General features: G+C 63.3%; 13 protein-coding genes. 6 read left to right on the forward strand and 7 right to left on the reverse strand.

Going from position 1 to position 12,985, the window contains the following annotated elements; translation table 11 throughout:
* The first annotated feature begins 91 nt into the window (after positions 1-91).
* Positions 92-556: a GNAT family N-acetyltransferase gene (locus SE92_RS15745; RefSeq protein ID WP_063196585.1), complete on the forward strand. Its 465-nt coding sequence runs from the start codon at positions 92-94 to the stop codon at positions 554-556.
* 139 nt (positions 557-695) lie between these two features.
* Positions 696-902: a YodC family protein gene (locus SE92_RS15750; RefSeq protein ID WP_063196586.1), complete on the forward strand. Its 207-nt coding sequence runs from the start codon at positions 696-698 to the stop codon at positions 900-902.
* Positions 903-1,060: 158 nt separating this feature from the next.
* Here the strand turns inward: SE92_RS15750 and SE92_RS15755 are convergent, their stop codons facing one another.
* Positions 1,061-2,605, reverse strand: a complete 1,545-nt coding sequence (locus tag SE92_RS15755) for a M15 family metallopeptidase (RefSeq protein ID WP_084251821.1) — start codon at positions 2,603-2,605, stop codon at positions 1,061-1,063.
* Positions 2,606-3,064: 459 nt separating this feature from the next.
* On the opposite strand from SE92_RS15755, the gene SE92_RS15760 reads away from it, so the two are divergent.
* From SE92_RS15760 to SE92_RS15770, 3 genes are all read left to right on the forward strand, one after another.
* Positions 3,065-4,690 (forward strand): hypothetical protein, encoded by a 1,626-nt coding sequence (locus tag SE92_RS15760; RefSeq protein WP_198172649.1) that lies wholly within the window; start codon positions 3,065-3,067, stop codon positions 4,688-4,690.
* Between the two features lie 12 nt (positions 4,691-4,702).
* Positions 4,703-5,785 carry a glycosyltransferase family 2 protein gene (locus tag SE92_RS15765; RefSeq protein WP_063921217.1) on the forward strand — a complete coding sequence of 361 codons (1,083 nt, stop codon included), beginning with the start codon at positions 4,703-4,705 and terminating at the stop codon, positions 5,783-5,785.
* Between the two features lie 221 nt (positions 5,786-6,006).
* Positions 6,007-6,942: a hypothetical protein gene (locus SE92_RS15770; RefSeq protein ID WP_198172651.1), complete on the forward strand. Its 936-nt coding sequence runs from the start codon at positions 6,007-6,009 to the stop codon at positions 6,940-6,942.
* On the opposite strand, the gene SE92_RS15775 is transcribed toward SE92_RS15770, so the two are convergent.
* On the reverse strand, positions 6,890-7,660 hold the full coding sequence (locus tag SE92_RS15775) for a sulfite exporter TauE/SafE family protein (protein WP_063196589.1): 771 nt from the start codon (positions 7,658-7,660) through the stop codon (positions 6,890-6,892). The genes SE92_RS15770 and SE92_RS15775 overlap by 53 nt on opposite strands.
* A 235-nt stretch (positions 7,661-7,895) precedes the next feature.
* A complete protein-coding gene (locus SE92_RS15780; RefSeq protein ID WP_063921256.1) occupies positions 7,896-8,744 on the reverse strand; it encodes an outer membrane protein in 849 nt (282 codons plus the stop codon).
* Between the two features lie 291 nt (positions 8,745-9,035).
* Between SE92_RS15780 and SE92_RS15785 the strand changes: the two genes are divergently transcribed.
* Positions 9,036-10,019 (forward strand): AraC family transcriptional regulator, encoded by a 984-nt coding sequence (locus SE92_RS15785; protein WP_084251823.1) that lies wholly within the window; start codon positions 9,036-9,038, stop codon positions 10,017-10,019.
* Positions 10,020-10,034: 15 nt separating this feature from the next.
* Here SE92_RS15785 and SE92_RS15790 read toward each other — a convergent pair whose 3' ends face one another.
* Genes SE92_RS15790 through SE92_RS15805 form a run of 4 tightly spaced genes read right to left on the reverse strand, consistent with a single transcriptional unit; the run spans position 10,035 to position 12,841 of the window.
* The gene (locus tag SE92_RS15790; RefSeq protein WP_063196592.1) at positions 10,035-11,291 is read right to left on the reverse strand and encodes a CCA tRNA nucleotidyltransferase; all 1,257 of its coding nucleotides are present in this window, start codon (positions 11,289-11,291) and stop codon (positions 10,035-10,037) included.
* Positions 11,292-11,301: 10 nt separating this feature from the next.
* Complete coding sequence (locus SE92_RS15795; RefSeq protein ID WP_014497409.1) at positions 11,302-11,565, reverse strand: DUF6111 family protein; 264 nt, start codon at positions 11,563-11,565, stop codon at positions 11,302-11,304.
* Entirely contained in the window at positions 11,562-12,233 is a 672-nt protein-coding gene (locus tag SE92_RS15800) for a CoA pyrophosphatase (protein WP_063196593.1), read from the reverse strand. Before SE92_RS15800 ends, SE92_RS15795 begins: the two co-directional genes overlap by 4 nt.
* A complete protein-coding gene (locus SE92_RS15805; protein WP_063196594.1) occupies positions 12,230-12,841 on the reverse strand; it encodes a DUF1285 domain-containing protein in 612 nt (203 codons plus the stop codon). The genes SE92_RS15800 and SE92_RS15805 overlap by 4 nt, the downstream gene beginning before the upstream one ends.
* Positions 12,842-12,985: the final 144 nt, after the last annotated feature.

The following is a 12,985-nucleotide window of genomic DNA, read 5'->3' on the forward strand; positions in this document are numbered from 1 at the left end:
AATTTCCTCGCCTGCTGACGTAACGAGCCGCCATGCTTGCACGTAGATCACCCCGCGGGCGCTTTTCAGCGCTAAAGGGAGGTACGGCATCGTGAGTGGAGAACTGAACATCCGGAGAGCTGAGGCGAGCGATTATGCCGCCGTTCGCGGTCTTGCGGACGCACTGGCCGCTCACATCGAAGAGCCGCCACCGCCGCTGACGCTCGACCGATATGTCGCCTTCTACATACGCGAGCACGCGCCCGTGCACCTCTTTGTCGCGCAGCTCGGGGATCGCGTCGTCGGCATGATCGCGTGGATCCTGACCCACGAGCTCTATAGCGCCCAGGCCGGCATCTACATCAGCGACATTGCGGTGCATGCCGACGCGCGCAGGCAAGGTGTCGGCAGAGCGCTGATGACGAAGGCCAAGGAATGGGCTTTCGATCACGGCGTGACGAAGCTCGGCTGGGACGTCTGGAGGCACAACGCGCAGGCCATGCAATTCTATCAGCGCCTGGGCGCGACCATCGACCGCGAGGCCGTGCCGCATCTTCTGCTGCTGACGAACGACTAACTTCGCCATGACCGATTGGCGACGGCGGGGCGTCGCGCGCCCCGTCGGCGGAATTTGCCGTTGTGCCCGACCCGCGTGATCGGCCTGTCATGACCGCTTGCTAGGTTCCCCCGGATTGATCACTCGAAAGGAACAATCCATGGAATTGAAAGCCGGCGATGTCGTGATGCTGAAATCCGGCGGCCAGCCGCTGACGGTTGCGGAGGTCAGGGAGAACGAGGTGCTCTGCCTCTGGATGGGCATGGAAGGCGACCTGTTCCGCGAAACGCTGCCGCTGGCCACGCTGGTGCAGGTGGAAGAGGAAGAGGATGAAGACGAGGAAGAAGACGACGAGGACGACGAGTAGGCAACGCTAACACTGCATCCTATCTGGATTGATGTGCTTCAGCTCCAGCACGTCGGACGTCCCTCTTAGAGCACAAGATGACCTATCGGGCCGAGTGACTCGGCCCGACCGATCCGGTCGCTTGCGATGGTCGCCTCACGCGACGCGAGTTCGTTCGCCTATTGGATGAAGGCGATTTCGAAATGCATGCCGTCGGCGCGGCTTCCGAAATGTCCGCCCCAATAGAATCCATGCTTGTTTGCGATCGGGACCAACTCCCGGACCGCTCCGCGCGTGCCCACGAGCGCTGGTCGGGCTCCCAACGGATTCTCGTCGGCGTTGATGTCGAACGCGCTTCCGAAAGCGTGGTTGCTCAATTGCGTCGTCGATCCCCGGATGAAGCGAGGCACGAAGGCTCCGTCATAGGACAGGATCCGATCCAGCAGATTCTCGCGCTCCCACTCCTCCCAAAGCGCCTTCAGCTGTGCCGCGGCGAGCTTGTGGAACTGCATGGAAGCAGGCGCGTGCGATCCCAATGCCTTCCGCAATTGCGGGATCGGAACGCTCACGATGTTGTCCCTGGTCCAGGTCCCGAGGATTCGGATGTTCTCGCGGTTGTCCGGACGGGGCTCCGAGACGAAGTTGAACGCTCCGAAAACCGCCTGCCTTGCCGCGGTGTTTTCGAGCGGCGGAAAATCCGGTCGCGGCGGGAAGTTTGAACCCGTCATGTCGGAAGCGGGCTCTTCAATGAGCTCGAATCCGAGTTGCATGGCTTTCATGATGGTCTGGCGACCTGCGACGCCGTCGCTCGTCAGTCCGTTTGCGGCCTGAAACGCACTCGTCGCCGCCTGGGTCTTGTCACCGAACTCTCCGTCGAAGCCACCGGGATCGAGATGCTGGCCCTGCAGAAAGCTTTGCCAGGCCTTCACGAGCGGTCCCTGCGAGCCAAGCCGAAGCGCCCGCAAAGCGATGGGCCGCGTCGATTCACCCGGCGACGAAGCCGGCGTCTCCGCGATCGGCACGACCTCCGGTGCAGCGCCTGCACCTCCGCCCGACACCATTGCACTGGTTGCGGCTCGTGTTGCGCTGAAGCCGCGAGGCTGCGGCTGAATCCCGGGGCTTTCGATCTGCGTGTCGGTCACGACAACCTCCTCTGAGCTGGTGATAAAACTCTTTGCGACGTTCAATGCGTTATTCCAGCGATTGACCAAGCCCTTCCAGAACTTGCTGCTCTCACTGCGCTTGGCGACATCGCGCTCGTACTGTTCGCGGGCAGCGCGCAGGTCTTGCAGAAGCTCCAACGTGTCGTCCTCGCGAGCGGCAACACGTGCTCGTCCTGCGTCATCGATCACGCCATTATCGGGAACGTCCAATGCTCTCTGGAGTATTCGCGCAGCACCACGCGGGCCTCGGTTGAAGCAGCAATCGCGCAAGTAGCATTCGATCGCCGGCTGTCTCGACCAGCTCGACACGCCGTCGGTGTAAGTGGCTATGATTTCGCAGGCCGCCCGTTCCGCCTCTTGAAAGTGCCCCGCCTCGACCAGATCGGCGAGCATCCGTGCTTCTTCAGGGTGGAAACGTTCGTTGATGCCGGCGACTTCATACGCTCCACCACCGTCGTCGGCCGGCAGCTTGTAGATCGTGAGTCGTCCCTGCTTGTCGCGCCGGGCTTCGAAGCTGAGAATGGCGGCTGCCATCCGCTGACGATCCGCCGATGTGCTCATTCAAAGTCCCTCACACTATGCAATGTTCGCCGGCGCGGCTTTTGCCGGCTTTCATGGTTACGCCCGGGCGAGAACCGAAGGACGCCAGCGCATCCGCAACACGTTCAATAAAGCTGAGCCTACGCCCCGGGCCTTAGGGCGTGTTGTGAAGTGCTTCACAATCGCTGTTGCGATCCGATGACGCAGTTGCCCGCGCGCGGTGCCCGGCGACGGTCACGGCCTGGTTCGGAAAGAGCTAAGCTGGTTCGCTTCGGCTCAGCCGGCATCGGTGCTCGTCGAAACTGCTGCAACGCACTCGGCCCTCCCCTGAGGCCGCCAACGGCGGTCCCCGCGGGACGGCCACAGCAAGATCGTTTCCTTATGCGATTGCCCTGCTTTTCCAGAGGGCGCGACTTGCAAGCGTGCAGCCCCTAGGGTACGACCAATCGTAGATTTATAGCGCACAATTTTTTTATTGAGATGAAATCAACAGCTGAGCGGCTGCTCTTTCCGACTGGTCGTGTTCATCAGTTCTTCGCAGTTGCAGTACTGGCCTGCGCTTTTTCCTTGGCGCTGACAGGCCGGCAGATCACCCAGGCGAATTGGGGATTGATCGACGACCATGAGGTCTTCACCTACCTAGGATCCGATCTGCGGCTGCCCTTTGGCGAGATCTGGGAAACGCTGATCACCAAGACCGAGGTCGGTCAGCTGCAGGGCCGTTTTCGCCCGACCTTCTACATCCTGAAGCTCACCGAAACCTCGTTGCTCGGCGCGGATGTCCATCTCTGGTACCTGGTTAACAGCGCCTGCTTCGCCATCTTCCTGGCTTCGATCTGGTGGGGACTTGTGCGCTTCATCGGCGTGTGGCTCAGCGGCGCCTTGACCGCGGCCATCGCAGTCCTGCCCATGTGGGCCGATATCTGGTCGCGGCTGGGGCCTTCGGAGATCTTCGGCACGGCCTGTCTCGGGCTGATGCTGTTCGCAGCCGACGCCATCCTGTTTGCCGAAGGGCGCAGGGTGAGGCTCTGCGCAGCCGTCGCGCTCACCCTGTTTGCCATTGTCCTCGCGGGTCTCAAGGAAACCTTCGTCCCGGTCGCCGCCGGCCTGCCGGCTTTTGTCCTTGGCTATGCGGTGATCACCCGCCGCCTGCCCCTGTCGCTTGTCGCTGCGCTTGGCCTGCTGCTCACGGCCTCTATTGTGGCCATCGGCGTCGTCGTCGTTCGGGAGATGCGCTCGGCCGGTGCGGACTATTACGGCCGATCCGCCGGACCGATCGTCACGGTGCGCTACGCGCTGCTCGGCCTGATCGACGGCGTTGCGCGCACCTGGTGGGTATGGGTCCTGCCGATCGCCGTCCTTCAATTGCTCAAGGTGATACCGGCCCGCAGCTGGAAGCAGCGGGTTCTGGAATCGGGGCCGGCGTTCGCCGCCTATGCGTTCCTGATCGCCATGTATGCCGCCCAGTGCGGGCTCTATCGCATGCTGTTTCCGCACAACAACCGCTACGATTTTCCGGCGATGCTGCTGATCCCGCTCACGGCATGCATCCTGATTGCCGAGATCGTTTACAAATTGGGCCCTCGTTACCCGAAGCGGACCGTGGATCATGCGCTGTGCGCCGCCGCCTTCTTCGTGGTCTTCTTCCTGGTGACGAGCCATCTCGGCCAGCCCCCGGCGCTCGCCTCCGCCGTCAAACGGAATATCGAAACAAGCCAGGCGTTCTTCACCGACGTACAAAGGCTCGCCCAGCTCGCGAAGGCGGCGCCTGAACGTCCCATCATCATAGAGGCTGGAGGACCACTCGCTTTTGAGGGCATCCACTCGCTCCAGCAATTCCTGACGGCGCTCGGCGTGCAGAACACCATTTCGGTTCGCTACCATCGGAACGAACACGCACGCGGTCCCCTGCTGGAGAACCTTCAGCAGCAGGCGATGAAAATGGAGACGGCGCGGACCAGCACCCTCACGCCGCTCGCCGAGGCATGGGAGAAGCGTGCCGGCGGCTGCTTCGGCATCGGACTCTACACGCGTCCTGACCCTGCCTGCGAGGGCATTCAGATCATCAACGGTTTGGATCCGACAGCGATGCGCTCATCGCCCTGAGGCAGATTGTCCATGACACACGCATCGCTCACGACCTCGTCTGACGGTATCAGCCCGCCGTTGCTGTCGATCGTGGTGCCCTGCTTCAACGAGCAAGATGGAATTGCTCATCTGGTCGAGCGCTGCCGCGCCAGCGCAGCGGCCGTCTTCGGCGATGACTACGAGATCATTCTGATCGACGACGGCTCGACCGACGCCACATGGGACACGATCCGCAACGAGATCGCCAAGTGCACCCGGGTTACGGGCATCCGGCTTTCGCGGAATTTCGGGCATCAGATCGCACTCACCGCAGGCCTCGCCGCCGTGAATGGCAGCGTGGTTCTGGTCATCGATGCCGATCTCCAGGACCCGCCGGAGCTGGTCGGCCCGATGCTGGAGCGCATGCGGGAGACCCGCGCCGATGTGGTCTACGGCCAAAGGCGTAGCCGAGCCGGCGAGGGCTGGTTCAAGAAGAAGTCCGCCAGCCTGTTCTATCGGCTGCTCGAGCGCACCACCGACGTCATCATCCCCAGGGATACCGGCGACTTCCGGCTGATGTCCCGCCGCGTTGCCGACCTCGTTGCGCGGATGCCGGAGCGGGACAGGTTCATCCGCGGCATGGTCGCTTCACTCGGTTTCAGGCAGGTGCCGTTCGTCTATGACCGGCAGGAACGCTTTGCAGGGCGGACCAAATACCCGCTCCGCAAGATGCTCGCCTTCGCGACCGACGCCTTTCTCGGCTATTCCATGGTGTTGCTGCGGTTCTCCTCGCTTGCGGCGCTCGGCATGTTCGTCGTCCTGCTGATCGTCGCCGGCTATTCGCTCTATTCCTGGATGTATCTGGAGGTCGTGCCGGGCTGGACCAGCCTGATGATCTCGACGATTCTGGCCTCGCTCTTCCAGCTCGTCTCGCTCAGCATCATCGGCGAATATGTCGGCAGGATCTATCTAAGCAGCAAGGAGAGGCCCCTGTTCGTCGTCGATGCGATCGAACGGCGCGGGCATGACGGCGAAGAGCCAGGCAAGTCCACCGCCTTCATTCCGCAAGCGCGCGCGCAGGGCATTGGAGGCCCGCATGGCCTCACCGTCATCACGCAGGACAAGCTGCCGTGACCCGGTCTGCAAGCTCGCTGCGCCTCGGCAAGGCCATCGGTGTCCTGCTCTGCGCCGCGATCCTTGCCAGCCACCTGCTCTCGATGTCGCGATGGTCCGAGGACCGCGGCGTCAATGACGACATCTGCTACCTCAGGCAAGCGCATCTATTCCAGCGCTTTGGTGTCGCCGGCCTCGACACGAGCTTCGCGCGGGATGACGATGGCTATTTCGTCGCGAAGATGAAGAAGCTGCCGACCTGGGTCGATGGCCAGGGTCCGGTGTGCCACACGGCGATGCCCGCGACCGGCAAGCTGGTCCTGCAATACCCTCCGGGCACGGGCCTGGTGCTGGCGCTGTTCCCTTCCGGCCATCAGGTCGTGCCGCTTTATGTCACCTGCACGCTGATCATTTTCCTGTTTGCCTGTGCTGCGATCTGGCTGTCGCGATCGAGAGCGCAACTGGCCATTGCGACCGTCTTTGGCTTTGTCGCCATCTACGTGATGATCAATCCGGTCAAGGCGAGTTACTCGATTGCGCCGACCATGGTGCTGTGCGCCGCAGCCGGATGGCTGACGGCCAGGTTGTTCGTCGAGGAACGGCAAAAGCCGAGGATGCTTCTCATTCTGGTCATCGGCCTTTTGATCGGCATCGCGGTCAATATGCGGGTGCCGAACTTTCTTCTGTCGGCCGGCTATTGCACCTATCTGCTGATCGCATTCCTGGCGACGACCAGGGCCACGCAATTTCTTGAGGGAGCGCTGTTCGCCGTCGCGCTCGTGATCGGCATGAGCCCGACCCTCGCGGCCAACGCCATCAACGCGGGCAGTCCCTTCTCGACCACCTACAGCGACGGCGATACGGTTCCTCCTTCATTCGACGGTGAGACCATTCGATCCTATCTCGGTGACCCGCAGTCGCTTTTCATTCTTCTTTCCGCTGCTTGGACAGTGTGGATCTGGCGTCGGGGTCAGAGCCGTCTTGCGCTTCTGCTCGGAAGCGGGCTTGCGATCAATTTGAGCTTCTTCATCACTCACCCGATCTTTACCCAGTACTATACGATCCCGATCTGTGCGCTGACCTTCTGGACGCTGTTGTTTGCGTCGCTGATGCCGCGCGACCCATCTACGCGACGAGCTGCCGCGCCGCCGCCGAGATCATCACCAGCCCGCCTGTGATCACCGCCACATCCAGGATCGCGGTGTGGATGTGAAGCGGCATCCGTTCGACGAAGGCTTTTGCCAGGAACGCGCCGGGGATCGCGATGGCTCCGATCAGCAGCGCGAAAGCGAGCACCTGCGCGGAGACGGCGCCGGCGAGGCCGAACACCGAGATCTTGATGAGGCCGGTGCCGAGCGAGATCATCGCATCGGTCGCGATGACCGCGGCCCCTTCCAAGCCGGCGGCCATCAGCAGCGACAGCAGGATCACGCCGGAGCCGGAGGTGCCGCCGACCAGCACGCCGTAGCCGACCGAGCCCGCGGCAAGGCCGCCGTCGCCGATCCGCACCTGTCGGCGACGGAGCACGCGGCGCAGCGGCACGCTGAGGATCAGCATGGTGCCGATCACGAGGGCTGCACCGGCATTGGTGAGGCGCGTATAGCCGTAGGCGCCGAGCGCGGTCGTCAGCGCCGCGCAGGCCAGCACGATCAGCGCGCGGCGGCGGTCGGCATACCTGATATAGGCGAGTGCACGGCTCGAATTGGTGAGCATCGCAGAGATCGCGATGATCGGCACCACCGGCTCGGCGCCGACCAGAGGCACCAGCACCAGCGGCATCAAGGCGCCGGTGCCGTAGCCGGCGAGACCACCGATGATCGAAGCGAACAACGCCATCAAAGCGACCAGCAGAAGCTGAAAGATCGAGATGTCGGCGAAGGCTGAGACGATGGTCACGTTCTCTCGTCGCGGCTGATGCGGGCCGCAGCTTGATCGGCAATGGCAGCGAGTGCGGCTTCATCTAGAGGAAAATCCGCTGCAAGCCAAGCGTCCTCTCCTCGGCCAATGTCAACACATCTTGAGCGGCCGACGATCGCGGGCGGGTCTGCGCCTGCGATCGCTTCTTTTGCTTCGCGACGACGGGGAAGGACGCAAGGAGCCGGGCTCTGGTTCAATTGGAATCGAACAGGCTCTAGAAGCGATAGTTGAGACCGACGCGCGCGGTGTTGAAGTTAGCGCGGCCGACATTGGCGCTGATCGAGGCCGGCGTATCGCCGGGAACGAAGACCGCCAGGGCCCTTTCGGTGATTTTCGTTCCCGCAAGGCTTACATAGAGATATTCGGCCTTGAGGGTTATGCGCTCTCCGAGAGCGTATTCAAATCCACCGCCCACCGTCCAACCCGCGGTTACGTCGCGCGACACGCCGGAAAAGCAGGTAGCGCCGCTCGCGCATGTGAAGCCGCTGTTGTCCGGCAGTCCATTGGCCGTGAAGCCAACGGTGCTATTGTTGATATAACTCCCGCTGCGCGTGACCTGCCCATAGGCCAGACCCCCGGTGACATAGGTCAACAGCGTGCTGGTCGGCAGGTAGCCGAGGCGGGCTCGCACCGTGCCGAACCAGTCGATCCGCTCGTCGAAGGGTGCCGAGTATGGACCTGGAATGGGCACCGGGGGCAAGGCGCCGGAACTGATGCCTGAGCCCTTGATGCCGGACCAGGCGAAATCGGCCTCGAGGCCGACAAGCCAGCCCGCGCCGAGCTGTCGGTTGTAGCCGAACTGCAATCCGCCGAGCGCACCCGACGTGTTGAACGACGTTGGTGGCGGGATGCCGTCAAAGGCAGACCAGAGCCGGGTAGCGTCATCGTTCGGGGAAAAACCCAGATCGCGATCGGCCCAGCCATAGCCGACGTTCACACCGGCGTAAAATCCGGTCCAGTCATAGATCGGGACGGGCTTTGCTTTCACCATCAAGTCGGCAGCCGATGCCGGCGACAGCATCATGGTTGAAACGGCAAATCCGGCCGCGATCAATTTTCTCATGTTCGGCATTCCCAGCAAGTCCCTCGCTCGGAATCCCTACCGGGTCGTGCCCGGGCCGTCTTGTCCGCGAAGGTGCCGGAGTTGATCGAAACGGTACGGCAGCACGATCGCCGGCGAATGTTGTTTCGGCGCAACGGTCGGCAGCCGCAGACTTGACCTGTCCGGCGCTCAACTTGACCTGAGATGCACGGCTGACCGCTTTTGCATCACCGCGGTGGGAAAGCGGGTGGATGCCTTTCGCGCGGCGATCATGATACGAGTGGAACCGGAGCGCGAGGATTTTGGACGGACATGCCGAAGATTGAATTTTCATCGGACCAGCTTCCATCACATCTGAATGACAGAGCCCGATTCCGCCTTTGGCACGACATATGGATGGAGCAGCTCGGCAACGCGGACATGAAGCATGCCGAGGATACGCCGTTCTATACCGCGTCGAAGAATGTTCTGCTCGGCGAGTTGAGCGTCAGCCGGTTTGCCACGACGACCGGGCACTACGTGCGCACGCGCAAGCATGTGGCCAATGATCGCGACGATATTCTCGTCGGCTTTTATCGCAGCCCCCAACCGCAATTATGGACGGTGGGAAACCAGGGCGTCGAGCTGAAACAGGGAAGCGTGGTCGCCTTCAACGTCGCCCAACCGGTCTCGAGCTTCACAAACGGGCTGACGGCCTGGAATCTGGCGTCCATACCTCGTGCGCATATTCTGAAGCTCGTTCCGCATGCCGATAATCGTCCGGCAACGTTGCTCGACCCCGCCAATCCGGCGGTAAGACATCTCGATCGCGCCATCGGTTTTCTCCTTGATGCCGACGAGGTCTGCGAAGACCAGGAGTTGACACGTCACGCGCAGGCCATGCTCGGGGATCTGATCGTGCTGGCGCTCGGCGCGCGCGGCGAGGTCGCGGAGATTGCTACGGAACGCGGCTTGCGCGCCGCGCGGCAGCGCGAGCTGATCGCGGTCATCGAGAAGCGTTTCGCCGAGCCGTCCCTGTCGATCACGACCATCGCGAACGCCCTCAACCTGTCGCGTCGCTATGTGAGCGACCTGCTGCTTGAAAGCGGCTCGACATTCTCCGAGCGTGTCCTTGAACTGCGCCTGCGCAAGGCAAGGGCGATGCTGTCGGACGTTCGCTACGACAGCACAAAGGTGAGTGACATCGCCTTCGCCTGCGGCTTCAATGAAGTGACTTACTTCAATCGCCGCTTCCGCGCCCAGTTCGGCTGCTCACCGACGCAATATCGCATGGGAATGAACCAAGGCGACACATGATCGGCGGGACGATGGTCACGTTCTCTCGTCGCGGCTGATGCGGGCCGCAGCTTGATCGGCAATGGCAGCGAGCGCGGCCTCATCCAGGGGAAAATCCGCCGCAAGCCAAGCGTCCTCGGCGAGCGTCAACACGTGCCCGAGCCCGGGTCCTTCCGCCATTCCGCGCGCGATGAAGTCGGCGGCCTTCAGCGGAAATTTCGGTGCAGTCCAGCGCTGCGGCAGCTCGGCGAGCGCGCGCCAGCGCATCGAGGCGACGTCGCCGCCGGCGCGCGCCCATCCCAGCAGCACACGATCGTGATAGCGCTCAGGCCCGAGCCGGTAGAGCAACCGCCGCGCATTGGCCTCGTCCTTGGTCGCGAAGCGCCACCAGCGGTGGCCCATCGAATCCAGCGCCTTGGTCTCGGCATTGGACAGCCGCAAGCGCGTGGCGACGCGCTTGGCATCTTCGGTCACGGCGACAGTCAGCGCCGCGAGGCGCCGCGTGCTGCTCGCGGCAAGGCCGAGTTCGCGCTCGATCGCGATCATCGTCGCCAGCGGTCCGGTGTAGACGACGCCGCCGACCAGTGCCTGCAGCAAGCCGCCGTCGGCCATGGCCAGCGCGGCCGCGGAGGCGCCCGACGCCACCAAGAGCTTCAGCATCTCCATCCGCACCCGCTCCGCCGAGAGGCTGGCAAGGCCGGCGCGGCCGCGGATGCAGGCAAGCGTGCCGTCGCGGTCGGGATCGCCCGCGCCGAAGGCAGCATGGATGCGGAAGAAGCGCAGGATGCGCAAATAGTCCTCGGCGATGCGCTGGTCGGGATCGCCGATGAAGCGCACGCGGCGCGCTTTGGCATCCGCGATGCCGCCGACATGGTCGTAGACGACGCCCCTCGCATCGACCGACAGGCCGTTCATGGTGAAGTCGCGCCGCTCGGCGTCCTTCACCCAGTCGCGGCCAAACGCGACCTTGGCCTTGCGGCCGAAAGTCTCGGTGTCCTCGCGCAGCGTCGTGACTTCGTAGGGGTGGCTGTCGATCACCAGCGTGACGGTGCCGTGCTCGATGCCGGTCGGCACGCTCTTGATGCCGGCGGCCCTGGCGCGCCGTATCACCTCCTCCGGCCGGGCCGTGGTCGCGATATCGATGTCGCCGGGCAGAAGACCGAGCAGCGCGTTGCGCACCGCGCCGCCGACCACCCGCGCCTCCTCGCCGTCGGCATTGAGCAATTGCAGGACGCGCGCGGTCCCGCCCGAGATCAGCCAGGGCGCATCGGCGAGTATTGGCTCTGCGCTCATCGTGCTGTCCCTATTTTTCCACGCCCGGCACCAGCCTGCCGTTCTCGATATGGGCGGGAACGTAGGTCGAATCCGGTGCGGCGCCGGAGAAGTGCGCAAAGCCGATCAACCCCGCGATGACAAGCACGAGCGCCGCCAGAACGAGGCGCGCCACGACGGTGACCGGCCAGGACGAGCGCGCGAACAGGCCGGAGCGCGTGGCGGCCAGGAACAGCGCATAGACGGCAAAGGGAATGAGGAAGATTCCGATCTCGGTCAGAACCGGCCGGATCATGACGAATAGATCCGCTCATACAGCACACGCAGCATCCCGGCCGTCGCACCCCAGATGTAGCGTTCCGCGAACGGCATCGCGTAGTAGGACCGCTCCATGCCGCGGAATTCCTTGCTGTGCACCTGATGGTTCACCGGGTTCATCAGGAAGGATAGCGGCACCTCGAAGGCGTCATCAACCTCGGAATGGTTGATGGTGAGCGAAAAGCCGGGCCGCACCTTGGCGACCGTCGGCAGGATGCGGAAGCCGAAGCCGGTGCCGTAGAGATCGAGATAGCCGAGCGGCTCGACGAAGTCCCTGGACAGCCCGACCTCTTCCTCGGCCTCGCGCAGCGCCGCGTCCAGCGGCGAAGAATCCGTCGCGTCGATCTTGCCGCCGGGAAAGGCGATCTGGCCGGCATGGTCGTTGAGATGCGCCGCGCGCTGCGTCAGCAAAATGGTCGGCTCGGGATGGTCGACAACGGCGATCAGCACCGCCGCGGGGCGCACCGGCTGCTCGCGCGCGATGATCTCCAGCATCTTGTCGGTGCCGGGATCGCCGGAGGCTGGAATGATGTTGGGATCGTAGAGACCGGGCGGCACGTCGAAGCCGAGCTTCGCCTTCGAGCGGGCGAAGAAATCCGCCGCGCCCATGATGGCGGGATCGTTCCTGGGGATAGGCTTGTTCAAAGCGCGGCCCTCACCTGCTCCGCATCGGCCATGGCGAAGAATTCGCCTGATGATTCGACGCCGAACATCGGCTGGCCATCGACCATCCGCTCCTCGCCCATGTCAACCAGATCGTAATAGAGCGCCCGCGTGACCTTGGCCCAGAGATCGGCGCGGACATGCAAATACGGCGTCAACCCGCCGTCCTTGGCCTGCTCGAAGCGCAGCCGGTGCGCGGCATCGCAAATGACCCAGTCGTCGACATTGGTGCGGAAGCTGAGCACGCGCTGGCGGCCCTCGCCATGCGTCAGCATCTCGACCGCCATGAACGGCGCGTCGTCGACGCGGATGCCGACCTTCTCCACCGGCGTGACCAGGAAATGCTTGTCGCCCTCGCGCTTGAGGATGGTCGAGAACAGCCGGACCAGGGCCGGGCGGCCGATTGGCGTGCCCAAGTAGAACCAAGTACCATCGGAGGCGATTCGGATGTCGAGATCGCCGCAAAACGGCGGATTCCACAGATGCACCGGCGGCAGGCCTTTTTTGGCGCCTTCGGCATTGGCAGCAGTTTTGGCAGCGGCAGTCAGTCCCTCGAGACCGCGATCGGCGCTCTGCCCTTGGTTCGCCATGGTTTGCCCTGACTTTGTCCTTGGCACGATTGGTGCAGGTCTACGTTGTATTTCGGTGTTCGGTTCCACCCCGGATTAGTCCGGTGTGGGAGGTCGCCACTTCGTGATGCCGTACATAACCCGAAGCCGATAAGGTGGGGATAG

The sequence above is a fragment of the Bradyrhizobium sp. AT1 genome (assembly GCF_001590795.1).
Classification (GTDB): domain Bacteria; phylum Pseudomonadota; class Alphaproteobacteria; order Rhizobiales; family Xanthobacteraceae; genus Bradyrhizobium.